At 68.8% G+C, this 25,865-nt stretch carries 18 protein-coding genes; 9 read left to right on the top strand and 9 right to left on the bottom strand.

Annotated elements, in window-relative coordinates; genetic code table 11:
• Genes OG709_RS28020 through OG709_RS28050 form a run of 7 tightly spaced genes read left to right on the top strand, consistent with a single transcriptional unit; the run spans window position 1 to window position 7,547 of the window.
• The gene (locus tag OG709_RS28020) at window positions 1-2,103 is read left to right on the top strand and encodes a B12-binding domain-containing radical SAM protein (protein WP_250304737.1); all 2,103 of its coding nucleotides are present in this window, start codon (window positions 1-3) and stop codon (window positions 2,101-2,103) included.
• Window positions 2,100-3,866: a B12-binding domain-containing radical SAM protein gene (locus OG709_RS28025; RefSeq protein WP_250304736.1), complete on the top strand. Its 1,767-nt coding sequence runs from the start codon at window positions 2,100-2,102 to the stop codon at window positions 3,864-3,866. The genes OG709_RS28020 and OG709_RS28025 overlap by 4 nt, the downstream gene beginning before the upstream one ends.
• A complete protein-coding gene (locus OG709_RS28030) occupies window positions 3,859-4,728 on the top strand; it encodes an arginase family protein (RefSeq protein ID WP_329168012.1) in 870 nt (289 codons plus the stop codon). Before OG709_RS28025 ends, OG709_RS28030 begins: the two co-directional genes overlap by 8 nt.
• Window positions 4,725-5,285 (top strand): GNAT family N-acetyltransferase, encoded by a 561-nt coding sequence (locus OG709_RS28035; protein WP_266640372.1) that lies wholly within the window; start codon window positions 4,725-4,727, stop codon window positions 5,283-5,285. Before OG709_RS28030 ends, OG709_RS28035 begins: the two co-directional genes overlap by 4 nt.
• Entirely contained in the window at window positions 5,282-6,088 is an 807-nt protein-coding gene (locus tag OG709_RS28040; protein ID WP_266640371.1) for a multinuclear nonheme iron-dependent oxidase, read from the top strand. Before OG709_RS28035 ends, OG709_RS28040 begins: the two co-directional genes overlap by 4 nt.
• Window positions 6,085-6,726: a hypothetical protein gene (locus OG709_RS28045; RefSeq protein WP_266640370.1), complete on the top strand. Its 642-nt coding sequence runs from the start codon at window positions 6,085-6,087 to the stop codon at window positions 6,724-6,726. Before OG709_RS28040 ends, OG709_RS28045 begins: the two co-directional genes overlap by 4 nt.
• Window positions 6,723-7,547, top strand: a complete 825-nt coding sequence (locus tag OG709_RS28050) for a multinuclear nonheme iron-dependent oxidase (RefSeq protein ID WP_250304731.1) — start codon at window positions 6,723-6,725, stop codon at window positions 7,545-7,547. The genes OG709_RS28045 and OG709_RS28050 overlap by 4 nt, the downstream gene beginning before the upstream one ends.
• Window positions 7,548-7,587: 40 nt before the next feature.
• On the opposite strand, the gene OG709_RS28055 is transcribed toward OG709_RS28050, so the two are convergent.
• From OG709_RS28055 to OG709_RS28090, 8 genes are all read right to left on the bottom strand, one after another.
• A complete protein-coding gene (locus tag OG709_RS28055) occupies window positions 7,588-7,992 on the bottom strand; it encodes a hypothetical protein (RefSeq protein WP_266640369.1) in 405 nt (134 codons plus the stop codon).
• Window positions 7,993-8,075: 83 nt separating this feature from the next.
• Complete coding sequence (locus OG709_RS28060; RefSeq protein ID WP_329168014.1) at window positions 8,076-11,117, bottom strand: alpha-mannosidase; 3,042 nt, start codon at window positions 11,115-11,117, stop codon at window positions 8,076-8,078.
• A gap of 125 nt (window positions 11,118-11,242) precedes the next feature.
• Window positions 11,243-12,997 carry a glycoside hydrolase family 35 protein gene (locus OG709_RS28065; RefSeq protein WP_329168016.1) on the bottom strand — a complete coding sequence of 585 codons (1,755 nt, stop codon included), beginning with the start codon at window positions 12,995-12,997 and terminating at the stop codon, window positions 11,243-11,245.
• A 47-nt stretch (window positions 12,998-13,044) separates the two neighbouring features.
• Window positions 13,045-15,003 (bottom strand): glycoside hydrolase family 5 protein, encoded by a 1,959-nt coding sequence (locus tag OG709_RS28070; RefSeq protein WP_250304727.1) that lies wholly within the window; start codon window positions 15,001-15,003, stop codon window positions 13,045-13,047.
• A 129-nt stretch (window positions 15,004-15,132) separates the two neighbouring features.
• Window positions 15,133-15,978 carry a carbohydrate ABC transporter permease gene (locus OG709_RS28075; protein ID WP_250304726.1) on the bottom strand — a complete coding sequence of 282 codons (846 nt, stop codon included), beginning with the start codon at window positions 15,976-15,978 and terminating at the stop codon, window positions 15,133-15,135.
• 5 nt (window positions 15,979-15,983) lie between these two features.
• The gene (locus OG709_RS28080; RefSeq protein ID WP_250304725.1) at window positions 15,984-16,973 is read right to left on the bottom strand and encodes a carbohydrate ABC transporter permease; all 990 of its coding nucleotides are present in this window, start codon (window positions 16,971-16,973) and stop codon (window positions 15,984-15,986) included.
• A complete protein-coding gene (locus OG709_RS28085; RefSeq protein ID WP_250304724.1) occupies window positions 16,970-18,247 on the bottom strand; it encodes an ABC transporter substrate-binding protein in 1,278 nt (425 codons plus the stop codon). The genes OG709_RS28080 and OG709_RS28085 overlap by 4 nt, the downstream gene beginning before the upstream one ends.
• A 141-nt stretch (window positions 18,248-18,388) precedes the next feature.
• Window positions 18,389-19,546: an ROK family transcriptional regulator gene (locus tag OG709_RS28090; protein WP_250304723.1), complete on the bottom strand. Its 1,158-nt coding sequence runs from the start codon at window positions 19,544-19,546 to the stop codon at window positions 18,389-18,391.
• Between the two features lie 164 nt (window positions 19,547-19,710).
• Here OG709_RS28090 and OG709_RS28095 point away from each other — a divergent pair, with 164 nt between their 5' ends.
• The gene (locus OG709_RS28095; protein WP_329168018.1) at window positions 19,711-21,819 is read left to right on the top strand and encodes an alpha-galactosidase; all 2,109 of its coding nucleotides are present in this window, start codon (window positions 19,711-19,713) and stop codon (window positions 21,817-21,819) included.
• Window positions 21,820-21,865: 46 nt separating this feature from the next.
• The gene (locus tag OG709_RS28100; RefSeq protein WP_329168019.1) at window positions 21,866-22,726 is read left to right on the top strand and encodes an alkaline phosphatase family protein; all 861 of its coding nucleotides are present in this window, start codon (window positions 21,866-21,868) and stop codon (window positions 22,724-22,726) included.
• A 323-nt stretch (window positions 22,727-23,049) separates the two neighbouring features.
• Here OG709_RS28100 and OG709_RS28105 read toward each other — a convergent pair whose 3' ends face one another.
• Entirely contained in the window at window positions 23,050-25,845 is a 2,796-nt protein-coding gene (locus OG709_RS28105) for a GH92 family glycosyl hydrolase (protein ID WP_329168021.1), read from the bottom strand.
• Window positions 25,846-25,865: the final 20 nt, after the last annotated feature.

Here is a 25,865-nt window from a genome sequence, read left to right on the forward strand (position 1 = left end):
ATGACTGTCCGGATCGAGGACCTCCTGCCTCGCGCCGTCCGGGAAGTCCTCGACCGGCAGGACAAGGACTGGACATCACGTTCGGCGCACGCTTCCGGCGACGAGTCGGTCATCTACCTCACAAGCTGCGGGACGACCGACATCACTCAGCCCTACCACAGCCTCTCCTATCTCGCCGGTACGCTGGACGACTCGGGGCATTCCTACGTGGTACGGGATCTCGCCATCGAGTTCTGGCACTACATGATGTCGCCTCCGGTCGTCGAGCAGCTGCGTGCCGTCTGTGTCCGGCGGCTCGAAGCCGAACCCGAGGAGGATTCGCTCCTGCCGTTCTTCATCGACACACTCGATGACAGTCGGCGTTTCCAGCGGGCGTTCGCGACCCTCCGCGACGAGAAGGCCTTCTACGAACTCCCGGCATATCTCGATGCCGTGCGCGAACTCAGTCTGCTCCCCAGGCTGATGACCCTGCTGTCCCGTTCCGCGGTCTACCGGACGTTCAGCAGCGCCTCGCCTCCGGGCATGGAGCACGATCGCATCAACCTCGTGACCCTGCGCCGCGAGATCGAGGCCGGCTTCGGCATCGATGTCGTGGACGCCTTCTACGATCACCACGCCGACCGGATCGCGGCCATGCGCCCCGGCCTGGTGGGTCTGACGATCCCGTTCATCTCCCAGCTCGAACACTCCCTGGCCCTCGCGGCCCGCCTGAAGCGACGCGGTGTCCCGGTGGTCATCGGCGGACCGATCGCCGCGAAGTTCTACAAGTACATCGACGACGTGACCGAACTGAAGGCACTCGACTTCGCCGTCGACTACCTGGTCACCGGCGAGGGCGAGACGCCCATCAAGCGTCTGGCGGACCACTGCCAGCGGGGGGCCGAACTGGGTGACGTCGACAATCTCGTCGACGTCCGGGACCCCCGCCCGCTGAAAAGGTTCTTCTTCGAGAACGTCAATGCTCTGCCGTCCCCGAACTACGGTGTGTGGGACTACGACCTGTACGCCTCGCCGAAGCCCGGTGCGCTCTACTCGCCGACTCGCGGGTGCTACTGGAACAAGTGCTCGTTCTGCGACTACGGGCTTGCGATGAACACGCCGACGTCGCCGTGGCGTACCCGTACACCGGAACGCGTCATCGAGGACCTGCAACTCGCGTCCAAGTACTCCGAGCACTTCTTCTTCGCCGTCGACGTGCTGTCGCCGGCCTACGCCCTGAAGATCTCCGAGGCGCTCATCGCGAGTGATCTGGACATCAAGTGGATGGCCGACTTCAGGCTCGAGAAGAGCTACCGGACGGAGAACACCGAGGTGTTCGCCCGTGCCGGGTGCCTCGGCGCGGCGTTCGGGATGGAGAGCACCGACCAGGACGTCCTCGACATCATCAACAAGGGCACGGAGGTCCTCCGTCTGGAGTCGCTGGTCGGCTCGTTCGCGGATGCCGGCATCCCCGTGCAGTTGATGGGCTTCACCGGACATCCCGGGGAGACACGCCGCCAGGCCCAGGTGACACTGGACACCGCGGAGGCGCTGCTCGAATCCGCCGCGACTGTCGCGCTGGGGAAGTTCGGGCTGACCCCGGGGGCGGACATCGCTCTCAGGCCCGATCATTACGGGATCGATGTCCACTACGACCCCTCCGGCGACCCGGCCATTCCGTGGGAGCTGGACTGGAGCCACCGCGAACCGGTCGACGCCTACCCCGAGGACGACTTCGAGCACGCGCTTCGCCTGGTCAGAGGATTCCCGTACCCGTTCCTGGGTGCCACCTGCACGTTGCACAGCCTGCTGTACTTCGAGAAGTGTTCCCGGGCGCCGTTCCCCATACCGCAGTGGGGATATGCGCAGACCTGGGAAGCGTTCGACGTCATCCCCTTCTACCACTCCCACAGTGACCACAACGGAACCACGCTCTTGAGCGGACTCACAGGGCGCGCGGTCGTCCTCGAAGGCGAACGGGCGAAGCTCTTCGCGACCCTGTTCGACCGCGGTGGATGGCTGCGGATCGACGCGCGGGGAGGCCTCTCCCGGCAGGTACAGATCCTGCTCGACTTCCTGATCAAGAACGCGTTGGCGATGTTCCTGCCGGCGGAGACAACATGACACAGCCCAAGCTCCTTGTCGTCGTTCCGCCGCAAGCGGTGAGCATGCTCAACGGTCCGCCGCTGGCTCCCCTGCTGCTCGAGTACGCACTGGCGCCCCACGGTGTGGACGTCGAATTCTTCGACGCCAACCTGTGTTTCTTCGACTGGCTGCAGAGCGATGTCGTGCGGGCTGCTGTCACATCCCGGCTCAAGGCACTCACCGCCGAAGAACTCTCGCACGACGCGCTCGAGTCGGGGGACCTCACCCGGATCGGCCGGTACCTGTCCTTCCTGGAGAGCGACTACTGCCGTGGAGGGAAGATCAGTGGTGCCAGGGCGGGAGTCGACTGGAACGCCGTCCACGAACTCCTCGTCAACCCCAGGTCAGAGGTGCCCGACCCCGAGTTCCGCGACCTGTGGCTCAGCAGGGCCATGGACGAGCTCTGCCAGGAGATCCTGCGGCGCGAACCGGACCACATCGCGTTCTCGACCCTGTTCCATACGCAGACCGAGGCGGCGGCCGAGCTGTGCGGGAGACTTCGCGGCGCCGGATTCGACGGGCGGATCGTGCTCGGGGGAGCGGCGATCAAGCTGACGGACGACTTGGCGCTCGAACAGCTCATGACCGTCTGTGCCGCCGACCTCGCCTACAAGTACAGCGTCTACGGGGAATTCCCCAGCCTGGCGGCATTCGTGCGCGGAGAGTGCCGCGCCGACGAAGTGGCGAACGCGACCTACCTCGACGCGGCGGGCGCACTGCGCCATGCGAAGGCGAAGGGCGGCACCTTCCGCACGATGGTCCGTGCCCTCTCGTACGACCTGGTCGAACGCTCGGAATACCTTGAGGAGCGCATCTATCCGGTCCTGGTCTCGGAGGGCTGCTACTGGGGGAAGTGCGACTTCTGCGACTACCCGTTCCTCGCCTCCCAGGACCCGTTCAAGGTCAGTGCCTTCTTCCGGCAGGCCACCGACGTGGTGCACGACATCGGTGAACTCGTCGAGAAACGCGGGGTGTCGCGGATCGACCTGATCTCGGACGCCGTGCCGATGGGATACTTCCGTCTGCTCGCCGACGCCGGCGCGGGTCGTCCGCGTGAGCTCGGTGCACGACTCGAATGCTCGATCCGTGCGGAACCGAAGGCGAAGGCCCACCACTTCGAGGCCATGGCCGAGTGCGGCGTCGACCTGGTGACGATCGGCGTCGAGTCGCTGGCGGACGAAGTCCTCGAAGGAATGCAGAAGGGCAACACGTACACCGACATCCTGCGGTCGATGAGGCTGGCCCGTGAGCAGGGCATCAAGGTGAAGGCCAATCTCATCTTCGATCACCCGAGGATGCAGCTGCGTCACGTCGAGGAGACCCTCGAGAAGCTCGACGAGATTCTCCAGTACGTCGAATCGCTCGGCATTCATTCGTTTGGGCTCACCCCCCACGCCCCGCTCGCGTTCACCCCCGAGAGCGCCAACCTCGTCGTGCTCAACGGCCAGAGGACCACCAACGACCACGGTGAGCATCACCTTCGGTTCGTGCGGACCGATATGACGCCCGAGCTGGAGACGCGACTGTCGGATCTGCGGACGGCTGTCGAGACGGCCGCCTATCAGCTGGAGATCGCGCGCGCCGGTGGCCGGAAGGCTCCGGATCGGCGGAAGGTCATTCGTCTTCCGTACCGGTGGGACGGCGACCGTGCGGTCAGGGACACCGTCGCGGACCTGAGCCTCAGCATCCCGGGCGAGTCCGCTCCCTTCTCGTACTTCGTGAAGGGTGGCGCCGATGGGTGAGGCGTCCGACGATCCGCACGGCACCGGACTGGTGGGTTTCGGGGGCGCAGCGGTGACTCCCCTCGGTGGGCTCCCGAGCGCCCCGTCCGCGGCGGCCTGCTTCTTCGGGGTCGATCTCGACATCTCGCGGAGGTTCGGCGACAACTCCGACGGGGCTGCCACCTTCGTCCGGCGCTGGTCCGCCCGGATGCGGCCCTGGGCCCGCCGGTACCGGCCCTCTGCCATCGATGTGGGCATCCTCTCCGGCGACGCGGGCGACATGGTCCGCGGAATCTCCGAGATCTACTCGACGGTCTTCGCGGCCGGGTATGTCCCCGTCGTCATCGGAGGCGACCACACGGTCAGTTATCCGGTAGCCGTCACCGCGGCCGCACGGCACCAGGATCTGACCTACGTCTACCTGGACGCCCATCTGGACCTGGGTTTACATCTCGACGGATCCGGCGAGGTGCACAACGGTAACTTCGTGGCGGCGCTCGCCGCCGGTGGCGCCTTCCGCGAGGTGGTCAATGTGGGCGCGAGGGCCTGGACGACCTACGACGATCCCTACGGCCCCGGCGGCCCCGTCACGGTCATCCGCGACGTCGACCCGGGGGCGCTGTCCGCGCTGAGAGGCAGGAAGGTGCACGTCAGCCTGGATGTCGACGTACTCGATCCGGTGTACGTCCCGAACACGGGGAGCAAGGAGCCTTTCGGAGCCTCCCCGGAGCAGGTCAGACGCGTGATGGCCTGGATCGCGGACAACTGCACTGTCGTGAGCGCCGACGTGTCGGAGCTCGTGCCCGATCCCGCCCACCGTGAGACTGCCGAGATCGCGATGCGATGTATCCATGAACTCGTCAAGGAGCGAAAGACGCGATGAACGAGAGGCCAGCGGCCCAGGTGACCGATGCCGCCGTCGAGTTGCGGCCCCACACGTCGGCGAGCCTCGAACCGCTGCTGCGGTGGAAGAACGACGCCGAGATCCAGCGGCTCAGCGACGACGGGACGCACACGTACACCCGTGAGCAGGTCGTCGCGACGCTGGAGCGCTGGATGCGTCCCAGCGACGACATCGTCCACCTCGCGATCGGGCTCGCAGGCCGTGCGGAGCCGATCGGCTTCCTCCACCTGGCGCTCATCGAACGGGCTCACCGGCGGTGCCGGCTGGGCATCGTCATCGGCGAGAAGGACCTGTGGGGGTGCGGCTACGGGCATCTGGCGGTCGTGCAGGGGGTCGACCACGCCTTCGACGTGCTCGGTCTCGACCGGATCACGGTGGAGGTCTTCGCCGACAACCCACGTTCCCTGCGGCTGTTCGAGCGTGTGGGCTTCGTACGCGAGGGCGTCATGCGGGAGAACATTCTGCGCGACGGACAGCGCGTCGACGAGGTGATCTTCGGACTGCTGCGGCACGAATGGAAGGGCGGGAAGAATTGACCAGGATCGGGATCAGCGTCTCCGACTTCGTGCCCGCTCTGGGACACCTGGACGACACCGTGTACCGGCGGGTCTCCTATGTCGAGTACGGCGGTCACCACCCGCCGGCGAACGACCCCGGCATGCGACACCTCTTCGAAGAGGGCATCGTCAGCGACATGACCCGGCACCTCGTGTCGGTCGAATTGCCCGACGTCCTCGACATCGAGGACGAGGCCAGGCTGATCGCGGAGAACCACGCGGGAACCGAGCCGCGCTACATGGTGACCGACTTCGGTTTCTGGAGGCTGGGCGGGCGAGGCGAGCGAAACCTCTGGTTCCGCCCCGCTTTGCTCGACCGCGAGGTCGCCGGACGCATCGCCCGCAACGTCCAGGGGCTGTCGGCGAAGCTGGGTGCCCCGGTCCATGCCGAGAACCCTTTCAGCCTCACCCACGGCGGCGATCTGAGTCCCCGCGAGTTCATGCAGGAACTGGCCGAGCGCGGAGCGACGCTCTGCTTCGACATCGGGCACTTCTACGCCGCGTGCGTCAACGAGGGCCTGGATGTGGAGCGGGAGGTGGACCGGGTGCCGTTCGAGGCGGTCCGGGTGGCGCACATCGCCGGATTGAGCGAGGTCGGGTACGGCGACCGGCGGCTGCTGCTCGACAACCACAACGTCCCACCGCTGGGGGGTTGTCTTGAGGTGTTACGGATCGTGAAGAAGCGCGCCCCGAAGCTTGGTTGGGTGACCTACGAGGCCGAACTGGCTCCAGCAGAGGTCCAGCACCGCGGTCTCGACGCGATTGAGAGGGCAATGGCATGACCACGTCGGAAGAAGTCGGTCGCGACGTGCCGGAGGCCGACTGTTTCCGGAGTCTGGTCCGGCGGCCCCCGCACGACGAGACGACGACGGAGTACCTCGCCTGGGCTCGCCTCATGGCACAGGTCGTCGACGACCTCTCCCGGTGGGCGCCCAACTTCGCGGTGGCCGTGGCGTCCTCGTACAGATCCCTCGACGGACTGCGGCCCTACTGCGAGTCCGGGGAGTACGAGAACGCGTACACCGAGCCCCTCGCCCACGCCGTGAACTTCGTGCGCCACTTCGTCGCACAGGAGCACCCCGCATGGTTGAAGGACCTCGCCCGCTGCGAGATGTGGTCCAGCCCCATGGCGCAGAATCTGGACGACGCGGAGCGGAAGGCCGTGAAGGAGGCCCTCGGTATCCAGGAACGAGGGGGCAAGGAGTTCGTGATCGTGGGCCACGATGTCCTGGAGACCCTCCAGCACGTCACTGGTTACCGCGACATGACATTCGTCCGGTCCGCTCCGTTGATGTGGCTGCTGCGCGTGCCGCCGCTCGACGTGACGCCCTCGCCGGAGCCGCGTCCGGGCGTCGTCGTCTTCCGTCGGCACGACGACAGCGTCTCCATGTCCTACGTCCCCGCGGGGGGCGCGCGGTGATCGGCGGCGTCAGCATCGGAGTCGCCGTCGAGGCCGCATGTGATCAGTACGCACGCGGAGAAACCTCGGGAGGCTGGGTCACCGACTTCGTCGAGTACGGCGTCCACACGGCCGCCGGGGTTCCGGACTGGGTGGTCGAGACCCGGCGGGCGCTGGGCTCCGGGCTGACACTTCACCCTCTCGACATGAATATGGCCCAGCCGGAACAGGGTGCCGGACCCTGGGTGGAGTCGCTGGCGTCCCTGGTGCGGGAGCACGAGGTCACGGCACTCGTCAGCGATGCCGGCTTCTGGTACCTCGACCGGCGCCGAGGCACGTGGTTCCGTCCCCCGGACATGAACCTGGCGGCGTCACGGTGCGGGGAGAGCGCCGCCGCGATCGCGGCGGCGTGCGGGGTTCCGTTCCGGGTCGAGAACCCGCCACTGGAGTGGCTTCCGAACTCCCCGTGCCTGTGGTCGTTCCTGGACGAGGCGTCGGACCACGAAGGCGTACAGATCTGCCTCGACCTCTCGCACGTCCTGCAGTTCGAGCGCAATGTGCACGGACGCAGCCCCGTCCTGCCCCGCTCCTTCCCGTGGGAGCGGGTCGCGGAGATCCATCTCGCCGGATATGTGAGGGCCGAGTACGGGGGCCGGCCCGTGTACCTCGACCAGCATCTCGCCGACATCCCGGCGGAGGAGTACCGACTCCTGGCCCAGGTCGTCGAACTGCGCGGTACGGAGACCCCCTTGGGTATCTGCCTGGAGATGGAGCCGCGCGAGCCGGGGGCCTTCGTGGCTGCGGTCGACAACATCCACACGGCGATCGGCGCCGTAGCCTGACACGGCGGCTGCCGTCTGCTGTGCAGATCGGCCTTCGCGTTCAGCCCAGTGCACCGCCCATGGCCGCGAGGAGCAGTCCGAGAGCAACAGCGCTACAGGCCGGCGCGAGTGTGATCGCACCCCGATTGCCGGACCGTCGGGGACGTTGTCCTTGGGCGGGCGCGGCCGGGTTCTCCGTTGCGGTGTCTGTGGTGGTGTCCGTGGTGGTGTCGACCGTTCTGACCAGCAACGCGCGGCAGTGAGCTGCCAGTTCGGTCATGTTGCCGTCGAAGGGTGCGGTGGTCTCGGCGCGGGCCGGGGCGGTGGTGCCGCCTTCGAGCAGTCGGCCCGCACGGATCTGTACGTGGCGCGTTCCGCGGGCTGTCAGGCTGATCCACTTCCCGACGTGCTCGCCGCGGATGACGGCGCCGCCGTGTTCCCGGTAGACGGTGTGCTGACGCCACAACAGGTCGGCGGGTTGCCGACTGATCGTAAATGGGACACCGGCTGTGGCCTTGTTGCCAGAGTCGATGTCCCCCTCGAACGCGGTCAGTTACCCGCCCCGGGCCTCAGCCGCAGCGTGAGGATCTGGAACGGGCGGAGCGCCAGGCGTATCTCCCGGCCGTCCGCCTGTACGGCGTCCACGCCCTCGCCCGGGGCGGGTTCGCGTTCCAGCAGGTCGGTCGCGACCGCCGACGCCAGCGGGAAGCCGGTGGTCAGGACGGTTCGGGCGCGTCCGCCGTGGGCCTCGTAGAGGCGTACGACGATGTCGCCGGAACGGTCGTCGGCGAGTTTGACCGTCTCGACGACGACGGCCTCGCTGTCCGTGCTGACGAGCGGCCGGACCTCGGCCGAGCCGGGGAGGCTGCGCTCCGGCTGGTTGAACGCGTAGCCCTCGCGCACGGCGTCGGCGATGTCGGCGCCGATGACGAACCCGTAGCGCAGCCGGTGGTGGCCCTGGTCGGCGTCCGGGTCGGGGTAGCGGGGAGCGCGGAGCAGGGAGAGCCGGAGGGTGGTGGTGGTGCCGCCGTCGGCGCGGACGTCCCGGGTGACCTCGTGCCCGTAGGTCGAGTCGTTGACCACCGCCGCACCCCACCCCCGCTCGCCGAGATGCAGGAAGCGGTGGGCGCAGATCTCGAACTTGGCAGCGTCCCAACTGGTGTTGGTGTGGGTGGGGCGCTGGACGTGTCCGAAGGGGATCTCCGCACTGGAGTGGCCGGCCCGTACGTCGAGCGGGAAAGCGGCCTTGAGGAGCTTCTCCCTCTCGTGCCAGTCGATCTCGGTGTCGATGTCCAGACGCCGGGAGTCCTCGGGCAGGGAGACCAGCTGCTCGACGCGGGAGTCGCCGAAGGTCCGCACGATCCGGACACCGCCGTCCTCCGCCCGGACCGAGTCGGCGTCGAGGAGGTCGTGCACGGTGTTGCGGTAGAAGGCGTCGATGTCCCAGGCGTCGTACTCGTTGGGGAAGTCCTGGTGCAGTTGGAGGAGGTTGGCGGCGGCGCCGGGGGCCAGCGCTTCGCGCTCGGCCGCGATGTCGTACGCCGAGGTCACCAGGCCCCGGGCATCGATCCGGACACGGACCAGGCCGTTGTCCAGTACGAAACCGTCCCCGCAGGGGACCGGTGCGACGGGCCGGACCGGCGGCCGGGGCCGGAGCGTGGCGCCGAGGGCGGGGACACCGTCGCGGGCGAACGGAGCGGAGTTGAAGACCACGGGCAGGCTGCCCTCGCCTGCCAGGGCGCGCTGGGCGGCGTCCGTGAGCGCGCCCAGCTCGGTGGTGACGGCGGCATAGGTCTCCTCCGCCTCCCGGTGCACCCAGGCGATGGAGGAGCCGGGCAGGATGTCGTGGAACTGGTGCAGCAGGACCGTCTTCCACAGCCGGTCCAGGGCCTGGTACGGGTACGCGAATCCGGTGCGCACGGCGGCGGTCGCCGACCACAGCTCCGCCTCCCGCAGCATGTGCTCACTGCGCCGGTTGCCCTGCTTGGTCCTCAGCTGGCTGGTCAGCGTGCCGCGGTGGAACTCCAGGTACAGCTCGCCCTGCCACACCGGCGCGTCGGGGTATTCGGCATGGGCCCGCTCGAAGAAGTCCGCCGGGCTCTCGATGACGACCCGGGCCGAGCCCTCCAGGTCGGCGAGCCGCTCCGCCCGCGCCAGCATCTCCCTGGTGGGGCCGCCGCCGCCGTCTCCGTATCCGAACGGGAGCAGCGAGCTGTTGGCCGCCTCCTTGTCCTGGAAGTTGCCGACGGCGTGCGCGAGTTCGGCTCCGGTGATCTCGGCGTTGTAGGTGTCGACCGGCGGGAAGTGGCTGAAGATCCTGGTGCCGTCGATGCCCTCCCACCAGAAGGTGTGGTGCGGGAACTTGTTGGTGGTGTTCCAGGAGATCTTCTGGGTGAGGAACCACCGGACCCCGGCCAGTTTCATCAGCTGCGGCATGGCCGCGTGGTAGCCGAAGGTGTCGGGCAGCCACATCTCCTCGGTCTCTACGCCGAACTCGTCGAGGTAGAAACGCTTTCCGTGGATCAGCTGCCGGGCGAGGGACTCGCCGCCGGTGATGTTGGTGTCGGGCTCCACCCACAGGCTGCCGACGGGGAGGAACTGCCCCTTCTGCGCCTTCTCCTGGACCCGGGAGTAGACCTCGGGGCGTTGCTCCTTGAGCCAGGCCAGTTGCTGGGCCTGGGACATGGCGAAGAGGAAGCCCGGGTGGTCGTCCATGAGATGGGTGACGTTGGAGAGCGTCCTGGCGACCTTGCGGACGGTCTCGCGCAGCGGCCACAGCCAGGCGGTGTCGATGTGGGCGTGCCCGACGGCGGACATCCGGTGGGCGCCGGGTGCGGCGGGGGCGGCGAGCGCCGGGCGCAGCACCTCGCGGGCGGCGGTGGCGTTGCCCGCGATGTCCTGCAGGTCGACCACGTCCAGGGCCCGCTCGATGCTGTGCAGGAGCTGCCAGCGGCGCGGGTCGGCCTCGGGCAGTTCGCGCATGAGCCCCCCGAGGACGTCCAGGTCGTGGGCGAGTTCCGACACCTGCGTGTCGAAGACCGCCAACTCCAGCCGGAGCAGCTGGTACAGGGGTGCGTCCGCGGAGCCGGCTCCCGTCAGCCAGGAGGGGCGGTCGCCGGTCCGGGTGGGGATGTGGTCGTCGTTCAGGTTGGGATTGGCGGCTGCCTCGACGTAGTAGGTGAACTCCTCGCCGCCGACAGCCGGGTCGGCGACCGGAATATAGGCGTTGCGGGGGTTGAGGGCCTTCACCACGCTGCCGTCCGCCCGGTGGACCAGGCCCTCGGTGGAGAAGCCCGCACCGGTGACGTTGAAGCCGAGGTCGATGACTGCCTCGACCCGTAGACCGGCCCACTCCCGCGGGACCGTGCCGCTGATCCTGAACCAGCTCGTGGACCAGGGCGGCCCCCACCGGTGCCCGAGCGCCACGGGCTCGTACGGCGCGGCCAGGCCGTCGGACACGGAGACCGGTTCGCCCGGCGCGTTCCAGATCGCGATCTCGACCGGGACGGTACGCGCGTGGACCGCTGGCCTGATGCGCTGGTTCAGCACCCGGTCGAGCCGCTGCTCGGTGAGGCGTCGCTTGCTGTGCACGGATTCCTCCGTCGTCGGTTCGGTGCGACCGGTCGGGCCACCGGCCGGGGCGTACCGGCAGGTGGCCCGACCGGGGGGTATCGGCAGGTGGACCGGCCGGGGTGGCCCGACCGGCCGCACGGACGTCAGTCCTCGACGGGTCCCAGATCCGGGGTGCCCCGCAGCTCCACCGTGCGGGTGGTGGCGCTGTGCAGTTCGAGGACCGTGATCTCGTTCCGGCCGGCGTTCAGGACCGGTGCGGGGACATAGAGGGTGGTCTGCGGTCCTCGGGACCAGTACCGGCCGAGAGCGAAGCCGTTGATCCAGACGTGGCCCTTGGTCCAGCCGTCCAGGGCGATCCAGCCGTCGGCCGGCTGCTCGATGTCCAGGTGCCCGCGGTGGAACGTGGGGCCGACCGGGGGCGAGGCGGGATCGGACGCGGTGAAGGACAGCCTGCCGAGATCATCGAGAGGCAGCGGCCTGCTGGACCAGTCCTCCGGGGCGAGTGAGTTGACGGTGACCTCACCGAGCAGCCCCTTGCGGTCGTGCATGCCCTGGCCGTAGTTGACCCTGCCCTGGTTCTCCACCAGCACGGCCAACCGCGCGCCGCTGCGGGGCGAGTGGAAGGCGAGGCTGTGCTCGTGGCTCTCGCGCTCCAGTACGCCGACGGGCTGGCCGTCGACGAAGACCTGGGCGCGGTCGCGCACCTCCGCGATGCGCAGGACGGTCGGCCCGGCCGCCGGGAGCTCCGTCTCGTACAGGACGAATCCGAAGGACTGACCGAGCTGCTCCATGATCTGCGGGCGGTCGGCGTGCACCGCGCTGCCGAGCTGCTCGCGCTGGTCCAGCAGGCCCGCGCACACGGCGAGTTCGGCGGTGGCCGGAGCGAGCTTGGGCGCGGGGGCCGGTACCGGCTCCTCGGGGACGGGCGCGTACCGGGCGATGACCTCGCGGAAGGCGGCGTACTTGGGGGCGGGGTCGCCTGCCTCGTCCAGGCACGCGTCGTAGTCGTACGAGGTGACGGTGGCGCGGTAGGTGCCCTTGTCGTTGGCGCCGTTGGTGAAACCGAAGTTGGTGCCGCCGTGGAACATGTAGATGTTGACCGAGGCACCGGCCGCGAGCATCTGGTCGAGGTCCGCCGCGGCGTCGGCCGCGCTGCGGGTGACGTGGGTTCCGCCCCAGCGGTCGAACCAGCCGATCCAGAACTCGCTGCACATCAGCGGCCCGGACGGCTGATGCGTGCGCAGGGCGGCGAGCCCGGCGTCCACCCGGCTGCCGAGATTGACGGTGCGCAGGACGCCGTCGAGGCCGCCACGTTCCAGGTCTGAGGGCTGGTCGCAGGTGAACAGCGGCACGTCGACTCCGTGCCGGTGCAGCAGCTCCGCCAGATCCTCCAGATATGCGGAGTCGTTGCTGTAGGCGCCGTACTCGTTCTCCAGCTGTACGGCGATGACCGGGCCGCCCTGCGTGGAGAGGTAGGGAAGGACGGGCGGCAGCAGGGCGCCGAGGTACTCGTCCACCGCCTTCAGGAAGCGGGGGTCGCAGCTGCGCAGTTCGATGTCCTCGTCGGTGAGCAGCCAGGACGGCAGGCCGCCACCCTCCCACTCGGCGCAGATGTACGGGCCGGGGCGGAGCAGGACGTGCAGGCCCTCGGCGGCGGCCAGTTCGAGGAACCGGCACAGATCGAGACCTCCGTCCAGCCGGAACTCGCCCGGACGGGGCGAGTGGAGATTCCACGGGACGTAGGTCTCGACCGTGTTCAGCCCCATCAGACGCGCCTTGCGAAGCCGGTCGGCCCACTGCTCCGGATGGATCCGGAAGTAGTGCAGCCCGCCGGAAATGATTCGCAGCGGTCGGTCGTCGAGACGGAAGCCGTCTACGGCAACCTCGAGTCGTGGCATTGCCTTGGTCTCCTCGATGATGGGGCTGATGGAACGGGTGCGGTGGGTCAGCTCAGCGGACGGCAGAGCAGCGCGTCGGGCACGCCGCCGTGGTTCCACTGCCAGGTGAAGGCGACACCGGCGACGTACTCCTTGTCGGTGCACTGACCCTTGTAGTAGCCGGGGGCCCAGTCGCTCTGGACCGAGCCGCCCGACGCGGGACGGTTGTCGCTCTTGTCGAACCAGACGTTGCGGCCGGTCAGCGGCAGCGGTGCGGCGGACGGCGCGCAGAGCAGGCCGGCCATGGCGTTGCCGCTGACGCTGTAGCCGACGGCGAAGGTGTTGTCGGGGCACTGGAGCTTGTTGTAGCCCGAGGCCCAGTCGCCGTGCGTGACGTAGCGGTCGTCATGGACGGCCACCCAGTCACCGGTGCCCTTGGCGGGCTGGTTCGCGTCGGTGCACAGCCCGCGCTTGTCGCTGCGGCCGAGGCCGATCAGACGCTGGCTGTCGGGGCAGTTGCCCTTGCGGTAGCCGGGGCTCCAGTCGCCCTGGGCGAGCATGTGGGAGGAGACGTTGTGGTCGCGGAAGTCGAGGTCGAGCATGTTCCAGTGGTCGACCTGTGCGACCGGACCGGAGACGCCGGAGGCGTTGACCAGCTTGTTCCAGTCGGCGGAGCGCCAGTCACCGGGGTCGCTGAGGCTCTGCCGCTTGCCGGTGGCGTCGTAGGAGATCAGGGCCCAGTTGTCCTGCGGTTTGCCGTTGGCGTCGGTCCATCCGACCATCGGCCAGATGGCGAAGTCGGTGTCGTTCTGGACCAGGATGTCGGTGAAGTTGTCGAACCAGGTCTTCTCCTTGGCGTCGTCCGATCCCCGGCCGGCCGCACCGAACTCGCTGATCCAGACGGGGGCGGTGAAGTGCTGGCCGGCCTGGGTGACGAACAGGGCCTCGTCGTTGACCAGTTGCTTCAGCTGGTCGAGCGGGAAGTCCTCGTACGGCCAGTCGTTGGTGTGGCCCGGTCCACTGGCGGCGCCCGTGTAGTTCGGCCCGGTGTAGCCGTAGAAGTGCGCGGCGTAGACCAGCTTCCCCGAGGCGATCAGGGTGTTGGAGAGGTTGCGGACCGGGGTCAGCATCGGCCGGCCGTAGTTCAGCCCGTCCAGCGGGATGCCCTGCCAGTTGATGCCCTCCATGATGATCAGCATGTCGGGGTCGGCTCCCAGGATGCGGGTGCCCGCCAGCTCGAAGGCCGCGTACGCGTCGTGGTCGTCGCCCATGCCCCAGTTGGGGTCGTCCAGGGTGTCGCGGCGGATCTCGTTACGCAGGTCGGCGCCGACGACCCGCTTGTTCGCCTTGTAGCGGTTCACCAGGGAGACCCAGTCGTCCTGCCACTGCTGGGCGGTCTGGCCGCTGTTCCAGCGCTCGTTGCCGTCCAGGCCGCAGCAGAAGCGGTAGGTGGTGGTGTGGTTGTTGAGGATGACCGCGAACCCCTCGGCGGTCAGGGCCGCCACCACCGCGTCGTACACCTGCAGCGGGGTCTTGCCCTTGAGCTGCGGGTTGGCCGCGACGGCCGAGTCGGGCACGATCGTGGAGTCGTGCAGCATCGCGTTGGCGAACGGCAGCCGGATGCTGTTCAGTCCGAGTTCGTGGAAGTCGTCCGTGATCTGTTTCAGCGGCGCGCGGTCCAGGCCCAGCGGGATGTTGTGGGAATCCTGGTCCGCCTGGTGGTTCGCGGGGTCGTTGACGTCGCCGCTGCCCTCGTAAGTGCCCTGGGCGCCGGACCAGTTGCCGGCCTTCAGCTTGAAGCGGTTGCCGTTGGCATCGACGATGTACCGCCCCCGGGTGCTCAGCGGCCCCGTCCAGGAGGCTGCCAGCTGCGGTCCGGTCAGGGGGGTTGCGGTGCTGGTGCTGGGGGACGGCGCTGCGACGGAAGCGGAGGTTCCGGTGAGAACGAGGGTGGCCGCGGCTGCCGTGGCGGGCAGGACGCGGGAGAAGAATTTCCTGACGGCGGGAGCCGACCTAGCGGATCTCATGCTTGTCCCCTCCAAGGGTGGGGTGGGTGTGGGGGTTGGATCTCCAGGTGGTGCGGCCCGGACCGGGTGGTCCGGAGTCAGGTGGCTCCGGACCGGTGGTCCGGAGCCAGGCGCGGCTCGGTGGCTCTCTCAGCCCTTGAGCCCGCTGGTGGCGATGCCTTCGACGATGTAGCGCTGGGCGACCAGGAACATGGCCACCAGTGGCGCGATGGTCACGACGGCCCCCGCGAACAGTCCGGGCAGGTTGACGGTCTGTGAGGTGAGGAACGTCGACAGGGCGATCTGGGCCGTCCACGAGGACGGGTCCTGCCCGATGACCAGCGGCCACAGGAAGGCGTTCCAGCTGTCGATGAAGGCGAGCGCGCCGAGCGAGGCGAGCATCGCTCCGGACGACGGCAGGGCGATCCGGCGGTAGAGACCGAGCCAGCCGAGCCCGTCCAGGCGTCCGGCCTCCTCGATCTCGCTGGGGAACTGGAGGTAGAAGTTACGGAACAGCAGAACGGCGAAGGGGTTGAACAGTCCGGGCGCGATGATCCCCCACAGGGTGTTGACCCCGCCCATGGAGCCCACGACGACGAAGGTGGGGACGAACGTCACCGAGCCCGGGATCATCAGCGTCGCCACCACCAGGGCGAGCAGAACGCCCCGTCCGGGTACCGGGATCCGCGCGAGGGCGTACCCGGCGGCCGACGCGAGGAGCGTCGACACCGGGGCGGTGATCCCGGCGATCAGCAACGAGTTGCCGAGGGCCTGGCCCATGTGCAGCGCGGGGTCGCTGAAGAGCGAGCTGAAGTTCTCCCAGTGCATCGACGACGGCCACCAGGTCCAGTGCGGTGACGTCAGACCCTGCGTGTCCATCAGGGCATTGCGCAGCATCAGATAGAAGGGCGCCAGGAACACTGCCGTCAGCAGGCCGGCCAGCACGCCACGCACGGACCGGCGCAGTACCGGCGGCAGGTGTCGGGCGGTTGTCATGTTGCTCACTCCTCACCCTTCCCGAAGCCGGTGATCCGGCCCTGGATCAGGGTCACGCAGACGATGAGGGCGGTGAGCACGAAGGCTCCGGCCGACCCGAGGCCGTAGTTCTGGGAACCCATCGCGGTGTCGTAGAGATAGCCCAGCGGGGTTCGGACCGGGGCCGCTGCCCCTCCGGACTGCCCGCTGTTGAACAGGTTGTAGAACTCGTCGAACGCCTGGAAAGCGGCGATGAACTGCAGCATCAGGACGGCTACCGAGGTGTTGCGCAGCATCGGCAGGGTGATCCTGCGCAGCAGTCGCAGGCCGGTGGCGCCGTCGAGGGCGGCGGCCTCGTACATCTCCTTCGGGATGCCCTGGAGCCCGGCCAGGAAGAGCACCATGTAGAAGCCGACCTGGAGCCAGAGGCGGAGGGTGACGAGGGCGACCCAGTACAGCGGCGGCGAGGTGGTCTGCAGCCATGGTTCGACGTCCATGCCGAACCAGCCGCCGATGGTGTTGGCGATGCCGCTCGGCAACCCGTTGAACAGCGACATCTTCCACAGCAGGGAAGCTGCGACGTAGGAGACGGCAGCCGGGATCAGGAAGGCGGTGCGCAGGACGGCCCGGCCGCGCCGGATGCGGTGCACCAGCAGCGCGAGCCCCAGCGAGGCGGCGAACGTCAGCGGCACGATGAACACCGTGAACAGCAGGATCTGGCCGAGTGACTTACGGAACACCGCATCGGAGAACAGCGTCTGGTAGTTGTCCAGGCCGACCCAGTGCCCCAGGGCGATGGTGCCGCGGGCCTCACTGAGACTGAGCAGGAAACTCCAGCCGATGGCAACGTACTTGAAGAGGCCCAGGCCGATCAGCAGGGGCCCGGCGAGCAGTGCGAACGCTCCCCAGGCACGCCAGTCCGTGCGGGAACGGCGGAGGGGGGCGGTGCCCCGCGGCTCGGCCGCGGGGCACCCGACACGCTCGGGGTCAAGCGTGGATGGAGGTGCGGACGTCATGATGCGCGCTGCTTGTCGATGTCACTCTGGGCCCGCTTGGCCGCGTCGGCCAGGAGCTTGGCGGCGTCGCCCTGCCCGCTGACGATCTTCGCCGCGGCTGCGGCGAAGAGGTCGCTCACGGTCTTGTTCCAGGTGCTGGGGTTGTTCCTGCCGTACTTGGCGCCCAGTTCGACGGTCTCCTTGGCAGGTCCCTGGCTGAGCTTGCTGGCGGTGGCGGCGACGGACTTGCGTGGCGGGACGTGGAGGCCGTAGCTCTGCGACCAGTCCTCCTGGAGGTCGGTCTGCTGGACCCAGAGCCACTGGACGAACTTCTTGGCTGCTTCCACGTGCTTGCCCTTGGCGTTGACGCAGGTGCTCCAGCCACCGACGCGCACAGCAGGCTTGCCGCCGGACTTGAAGGCGGGCCAGGGCAGGACGCCGAAGTCGTCACCGAGTGCGGTCTTGATGGCGGGCATCGACCAGAGGCCGCCCCACTGCATCGGGACGACGTTCTGGGTGAGGGCCGAGGGGTCCCACCAGTCGGTGGTGAATCCGAGCAGCAGGGACTTGTCGTCGTGGAGGCGCTTGAGCCCGGCCACGGCCTCGGCGGCCTGGGCGGAGCCGAAGGCCGCCTTGCCGTCGTGGGTGACGAGGTCGCCGCCGTTGGAGAACACGGACAGGATGGCGCTGTCGCCCAGACCGTCCTGGCCGACGAACAGCCCCTTGGTCTTCTTGGAGCTCAGGGCCTTGGCCGCTTCGACGAGCTCGTCGAAGCTCTGGGGCGGGGTGATGCCGGCCTTGGACAGCGTGCTCTTGCGGAAGTAGAGCATCATGATGTCGTCGAGGGTCTTGACGCCGTAGAGCTTGCCCGCGACGGTCACCATCTCGAGGGCGCCCGGGTTGAAGTCGGACTTGGCGCTGCCGTAGAGGTCGTCCAGCTCGGCTATCTGGCCGCTCCGGGCGAAGCTCTCGCTGAAGTCGCCGATCTCGAAGACGTCCGGGGCGGCATCGGTGAGCAGGGTCGCGTTGAGCTTGCTGGTGTAGTCGCCCGGCGTCCAGGTGACCTTGACCGCGATGTCCGGGTGGGCCTTGGTGAACGCGGTGGCGTAACGGGTGAGGGCCTGCTGGGTACCGGCCTCGCCGTAGGCGTGGGACCAGACGTTCAGGGTGGTCTTCGCCCCGGAGGAGCCACCACCGGTCGGGTCGCTGCTGCAGGCGACCGCTGCTCCTGCGACGAACAGGACGGATCCGCCGAGGAATCCCCTGCGGCTAAGCTTGGCTCTCTGTGCGCTCACTTCGGGTCCTTCAGATTCAGAGGGTTGGGCGTACGTGTTGTTGTCCGGCGTGGCCGGTGTCCGGAGTTCACCGTTGGCAGACGGTGGAGGACATTCGGCTGTGCCGGACACTTGGGCCGACGAGCAGGATGGTGTGCCCGGTCAGGGGAAGAGGGCCTGGATGCCGACGACGGCGGCTCCGCGGGCCCACTCCTCCCAGGGGAGCGGACGCAGGGTCAGCGGGCATTTCGCCGCTGCTTTGAAGCAGTTCGCCGCGTAGGCGTCCTTGATGTGCGGTCCGAAGAGGTCGAAGGTGTCGAGCCCCTCGCCGGTGACGACGACGCGCTCGGGACCTACGAGGTTCACCAGTGTGGCGATGCCGACGCCGATGGCGTGGCCCGCCCTTGCGAAGGCGGCCTGTGCGGTGGGGTCTCCACCACGGGCGAGCTGAACCGCGCCGTCGAAGTCCAGATCCGGTTGGCCGGTGGTGCGGCGTACGGCAGTGAGGACGGCGTCGCTGGATGCGATGGCCTCGACGCAACCGACCTGGCCGCAGTGGCACCGCGGTCCGGCCGGGTCGATGCTGATGTGCCCCATCTCCCCGGCGACTCCGTACGCCCCGGCGACCAGCTCACCGTTGATGACGATGCCGGAACCGACCCCGGCTCCGATGCAGACCAGCGCGAAGTACTCGGTGCCGATGCCTTCGCCGAACCAGTGCTCGGCGGAGGTGATGGCCTTGACGTCGTTCTCCACGGTGACGGTCAGGCCGGTCGCCGCGGCGAGGGTATCGGCCAGCGGTACATCGCGCCAGCTGGGGAGCACGGAGTAGCGAACACGCCCGCGGGGGCGGTCCACGTCGCCGGAGACCGCGATGCCCAGGTGCCGGGTGCGGGCCCGGTACTCGGGTTTCGTGTCGAGGAGTTCGGAGACGAGCTCGGCCAGTAGCTCACACACGGAGACCGGGTCGCGGTCGCCCAGAGGCCGGCTGGCGGTGGTCCGCATCTGGGCCCGCAGGTCACAGACCGCGCCGATGAGGGTATCGGCACTGATCTTCACACCGACGATGAACTCCCGGTCGGGAGTGACGGCCAGCGGGTTCACGGGGCGTCCGGCCCCTGGAGCGGTGCGCTCCGGGGGGAGCTCGTGCAGGTAGCCGTCGTCGATGAGTGGTCGTGCGGCTTTGGTCACAGCGGTCGAGGACAGCCCCGTCCGGCGGGCCAGCTCCACCCGGCTGAGCGGGCTCTCGGCCAACAGCAGGGCGAGGATGGCGGTTTCGGCCGGTGCGGTGACCAGTGGCCGAGAGTGGTTTGGAAACACGGCCGAAACCTACGATAAATAAATAACTTCGTCCAGTATTGATTTTCTTGTTCGGGCGGTTCTACGCTCTGGCCCAACTCCGGCCACTTCAAACCTTGTTCGCCGTGGACGGTTGCCCGGTCCTGGCCGACGCTCGACACCCCTCTGGAACTTCTGTGCCTCCCATGCCCTCATCCGTATCCTTCGACGCCGCCCGCGAGCTGGCGGTCCTCCGGACCCCGAACAGCGTCTACGCTGTGCGTATCGGCGCGGACGGCAGCCCCCGGCATCTGTACTGGGGGGAACAGCTCGACGCCGAAGCCCTTGGTGAGCTGCTCGTGGCCAACTCGCCTGCTGCGAGCAGCTTCGAGTCGGACGCGGCCCCGGACGAACTGGCCCCGCAGACCGGTGCGCGGTTCGGACCGGCCGGCCTCCAGGTACGGTTCGACGACGGCACCCGCGGGGCCCAGTGGTCCTTCACCGGCCACACGGCCCAGGACGGCGAACTCCGTCTGCAACTGGCCGATCGCCGGTATCCGCTGGCCGCCGAACTGTGCTACCGCGTCCGTCCCGGAAGCGACGTCGTCGAGCGCTGGGTGGAACTCACCCACACCGGCGCCGACGGTTCGGGGCCGATCACCGTGGACCGGCTGGACTCGGCTTCCTGGTCGCTGCCGGCCCTGCCCGACTACCGGCTCAGTCACCTGGTGGGCGGCTGGAACAGCGAGTTCCAGCTGAACCGCGACCGCCTCCCGGTCGCCGAGACCGTGCTCACCAGCCGCCGCGGTGTCACCAGCCACCATGCCAGTCCCTGGCTCGCTCTCGACGACGGCACCGCCGGCGAGGAACACGGCGAGGTCTGGAGCACCGCTCTGGCCTGGAGCGGGAGTTGGCGCATCACCGTGCACCGCGACCCGGTCGGCCGGACCACCTGGACCGGCGGCTTCGGCCACGAAGGGCTCAGCTGGACCATCCAGCCCGGTCAGAGCCTGCACACACCCGTCTTCGCCGGCCTCTACACCCGCGACGGCTTCGGCGCCGCAAGTCGCGCCTGGCACACCCACATCCGCGACACCGTGCTGCCCGACACCGACCGCGACCGGCCCGTCCTCTACAACTCGTGGGAAGCCACCGGCTTCGACGTGGACGGGCCCCGCGAGCTGGGCCTGGCCCGGCTGGCCGCACGTCTGGGGGCCGAACTCTTCGTCGTCGACGACGGATGGTTCGGCAGCCGCAGCAGCGACCACGCGGGCCTCGGCGACTGGACACCCCGGCCCGAGGCGTTCCCCGACGGTCTGCGCCCGCTGTCCGACGAAGTGCACCGCCTGGGCATGGAGTTCGGGCTGTGGGTGGAGCCGGAGATGGTCAACCCCGACAGCGACCTCTACCGCGCCCATCCCGACTGGGTCGTCCACGCGCCGACGCGGGACGCCACCGAACTGCGCAACCAGCTCATGCTGAACTTCGCCCGCCCGGAGGTCGAGGCCTGGGCCCACCGCACCCTGGACCAGCTGGTGCGCGACCACGGCATCGACTGGTTCAAGTGGGATGCCAACAGGGTCGTCACCGAAGCCGGATGGGCCGGTGCCCCGGACCCCGACCGGCTGTGGATCGATCACACCCGCGCCGTCTACCGGATCATGGACCGTCTCCGCGCGGACCACCCCGGCCTCCGCATCGAGGCGTGCGCGGGCGGCGGCGGACGGGCCGACCTCGGCGTCCTTGCCCGCACCGACCAGGCCTGGACCTCCGACAACACCGATCCCGTCGACCGGATCGGCATCCAGCACGGCTTCAGCCAGCTCTTCCCCGCCCAGGCCATGGCCGCCTGGGTGACCGACAACCCCAACATCACCACCGGCCGCAGCACCCCTCTCCAGTTCCGCTTCCACTCCGCCATGGCCGGAGCGCTCGGCATCGGCGGGGACCTCACCACCTGGTCCGAGGAGGAGCTCGACGAGGCCACCGCGCTCGTCACCCGGTACAAGGAGATCCGCCCCCTGGTCCAGCGCGGCCACCAGCACCGCCTCGAAGGCCTCGGCGGAGTGACCGCCGTGCACTACGCGTCCCAGGACGACACCGAACACGCCATCCTCGCCTGGCGCCCCGCGACCCGCTACGGCCACCCGGCCCCCACGCTCGCACTTCCGGCCCTGGACCCCGCGGCCCACTACCTCGACATCGACGAGGACACCGTCCACAGCGGCGCCGTCCTGTCCGGGCAGGGCATCGACCTGCGGCTGCCCGCCGGGGACTACTCCAGCCGCCTGATCCGGCTGCGCCGCACCGTCTGACGCTCCGCCCCCTCTTCCGCACCCGAACCACGAAAGAACCGAGAACATGCCCACACCCCGTGTCCTGGTCGTCGGCATCGACGGCGTCCGCCTCGACCTGCTGCCCCTGCTGGACACCCCGCACCTCGACGAACTCGCGGACGACGGCTTCCTCGCGCCCGTCGGCATCGACGACGACACTCCGACCATGTCGGGTCCCTGCTGGACCACGATCGTCACCGGTGTCGGCGTGGCCAAGCACGGGGTCTGGGGCAACAACTTCACCGGCAACCGGCTCGGGGTGTTCCCCGACTTCACCACCCGGCTGGCCGCCGAGCAGGGGCGGCGGACCTTCGCGGCCGGCGGCTGGGAACCCCTGTTCCTGGCCCGGCAGGGCGGCCCGGTCTTCGCGGCCCCGAGCAGGCTCGCCTACATCGCCCCGCGCGAGGACACCCCGCAGGCCTGGGAGGAGTGCGACCAGAGCGTGACCGACGAAGCCGCACGGATCCTCAGCTCAGGCGAAGACCTGGACGCGTCCTTCGTCTACCTCGGCGCCGTCGACGAGACCGCCCACTACCTCGGCTGCGGCCCCGAGTACCGGCGCTCGATCGAGACCGCGGACCGACGGCTCGGACAGCTCCTCACCGCCGTACGCGAACGGCCCGACGCCCGTTCCGAGGAGTGGACCGTCATCGTGGTGACCGACCACGGTCACCGCGAGGAAGGTGGCCACGGCGGACGAAGCGCACTGGAGCGCACCGCCTGGATCGCCGCGAACGGCCCCGGCATCGACCCCTCGACCCCACCGGACAGCCTCCGGCACGCCGACGTCGCCGCCCACGTCTACGCCGCCCTGGGCATCGGGCCCGACCTGCACTGGACGCTCGACGGGGAGCCCTTCCTGTCCCGTGTTCCGCAGATGGCCTGACGCCGACCCGACCCGCGATTTCTGCGCCCGTGGGATCGAATGCAGGATGGGCCGGATCTCAGCTGACCCGCAGACACGTGGGGCGTCGCCCCCGGCCGGGGCAGGCCGGGGGCGACGCCCCACGCTCCGGGGTGGCGCTCGAATCCGGCGCGAGGCGCCGGTAGTTGCCGCCACGCACCAGTCACGTGCGTGATTCGTACCGGTCCGGCGAATGGCTCAGCCGTGGATCGCTCGGGCGCCGGGCCGGTCGGCGTGGTCGGCGTTGTCGCGGTGGGCTCAGCCGGCGTCCGCGGAGGGAGCCGGCACCGGCGGGCTGCCGGACCTCACCTGTCGTACACCTCCAACTCGTCGAGCGCCCAGCCCCATCCCTCGGTGGGGCGTGTCCCGGTCTTGGCGTTCGTCCAGTCGGTGACGTCCAGGAGCACGTAGCGAGCGTTCACCGGGGCGAACGAGTACGCATGCGTCTGACCACATGTGGTCACCCCCTTGTCGGCGCAACCGGTCGTGCCCCCGGAGTCCGCCTCGGCGGCCACCGTCGTCCAGTTCTCGCCGTCCGTCGAGACCTTGAGGCTGTACGTCTTCGGGTAGTTCTCCCAGTCGGGATCGACCACCATCCGCCCGACGGACGTGGCCGCACCCAGATCGACCTTCAGGCTCCACGGGGCGCTGTCCTTGGACTGCGCCATGGTCGAGGGGTCGTTGTCGACCGCGTCCTCCACCGGCTTGCCCCAGCCGAAGGCCGACGTGCCGTTGATCATGGTGACCGGCTTGCCGAAGGCCAGGTCGGGGTCGGCGGCAGGCGGAGTCGAGGTGGCGGCCCAGGCCTGCGGCGCGGAGTTCATGGTGAACTTCAGGTTTCCGCCGTGGACCAGGTCGGCGTGGTTCAGGAAGGGCTTGGTGATCTTCCGGCCGTTGAGGGACAGCGACTGGACGTACGGCTTCGTGGCCGCTCCCGGCGCGCTGATCACCAGGGGACGGGACGTGGCGGGCAGGTGCAGCACCGCCTTGTCGAAGAACGGGCTTCCGACTGTGTACTGGCCTGAGGCGGGGTTGGCCGGGTAGATGCCGAGCGAGGAGAGCACGTACCAGGCGGACATCTGCCCGCAGTCCTCGTTGCCGCTGAGCCCGTCGGCGCTGTTCGCGTAGTTGTCATGGGCGATGCGGCGTACCTGCTCCTGCGTCTTCCACGGCTGGCCGGCGAAGTCGTACAGGTAGGCGGCGTGGTGGCTGGGCTCGTTGGTGTGGTTGTTGTGGCCGCCGGCGAAGTAGCTGTCCAGCCAGGACGCGAACTTCTCCTTGCCGCCCTTGAGGTCGATCAGCCCGGGGATGTCGTGCATGACGTCGGTCGTGTACACCCACTGGTCGCCCTCGGACCAGCCCCCGTTCGCCCAGGATCCGTCGAGGTTGCGGGCCTGCATGAAGCCCGTCGCGGGGTTGAACAGTTTCTTGTAGTTGTTGCTGCGTTCCAGGAAGAACTTCGCGTCGTCGGTCTTGCCGAGTTTCTTGGCGATCTGCGCGACCGCCCAGTCCTCGTACGCGTAGTCCAGCGTGCGGGACCCGGCCTCCGACGTGTGGTCCGCTGCGACCCAGCCGTTCTGTTTGTACGTGGTCAGGCCCGCCCTTGCCTCCACGGGTGTGCCCTGCTCGCGGTCGTGGAAGTCCAGTTCGGTGTCCCGGTCCGGCGGTGTCATCGCGTCCTTGCGCACCGCCTCGTAGGCCAGCTCGCGGTCGAATCCGGAGAAGCCCTTGGCCATGTCCTCGGCGATCATCGAGTCGGCGTTCGTGCCGACCATGATGTTGGTCTCCGTCATGTTCTTCCACATGGGGAGCCAGCCGCCCTGCTGGTAGTCCTGCAGCATGGAGGTGACCATGCCGTTGATCCGTTCCGGGGCGAAGAGCGTCAGGAACGCGTTCTCGGCCCGGTAGGTGTCCCACGTCGAATACCCGGTGTAGCTGACGCCGGAGTGCACCTTGTCGTCGTAGGCGCTGTAGTAGCGGCCGTGCTCGGACATCTCCGACGGGTACTGCAGGGCGTGGTACATCGCGGTGTAGAAGACGGCTGACTGGTCGGGCGTCGAGCCCTGCAGATCGACCCGGTCGAGCTTGTCGCTCCACTGGGCGCGGGTCTTGCCGACGGTCTGCTCGAAGGTCTGGTCGTCGGGCACTTCGGCGGTGAGGTTGGCCCGCGCCTGGTCGACCGAGATGAACGAGGTCGCGATCCGGACCTGGACCGTCCGGGTACCGGTCGGGAAGCGCACGTACGCGGACAGGTCGGCGTCGGTGCGATCGGCCTGGCCCTCGTACTGCGTCGCGCCGGTGGCCGTACCGTGGCCGGTGAACGGGGTGTCGAACCGGGCGACGAAGTACCCCTTGAAGTTCGACGCCTTGAACGGACCGAGGTTCTTGTCCTGCCGGTCGGGGTTGTAGCCGGTGATCTCGCGCGCGCCGGGATCGACGTGCACCTGGCCGGTGATGCCCGAACGGGTGGCCTGCAGAACGAAGTTGGGGTCGGCGCCGTGCGGGTAGGTCATCCGCAGGAACCCGACCCGCGACGTCCCCGTCATCTCCGTCCGGAGCGTCTGCCCCGCTCCGGCCTGCATGTTCACCGTGTAGAGCGCGGGTGAGGTGGTCTCGTCGGCATGGCTGAACGCCAGCCCGCGCTCGGCCGTGGCCGTCTTCACGGCACCGACCCCGGGCATGCCCACCACGTAGCCGGAGTCGCCCATCCAGATCGCCGGCTGGTGCGTCCCGATGAAGCCCGTGATCTTTGTGTCGTCGTGGTGGTACGGGGTACGGCCGACGGAATTGTCGCGGGTCATGGGTGACCACCTGGTCATACCGAACGGCGGAGCCGTGCTGGGGATCATGCCCCCGTACTCCGTACTGCTGCCGCCGGTCGTCCCGATGAGCGGGTCGACCAGGCCGACGTTCGACACCGTGTGGGCCGCCCGGCCGGTGGCGGACGAGACCGTGCGGGCCGCCCGGCTGGTGGCGGCGAACGGAGGGGTGAACAGGGCCACGAGCGCGATCACGAGCACGACGGCCCAGGCCAGGGGCGCCGACCGGGGGAGCCGGTGGCGCGACGAGGCCCCGGAAAGACCGGGTCTGACAAGGTGCATGGCACATCTCCCTCTATGAC

It is taken from the genome of Streptomyces sp. NBC_01267 (assembly GCF_036241575.1).
Lineage (GTDB): Bacteria > Actinomycetota > Actinomycetes > Streptomycetales > Streptomycetaceae > Streptomyces.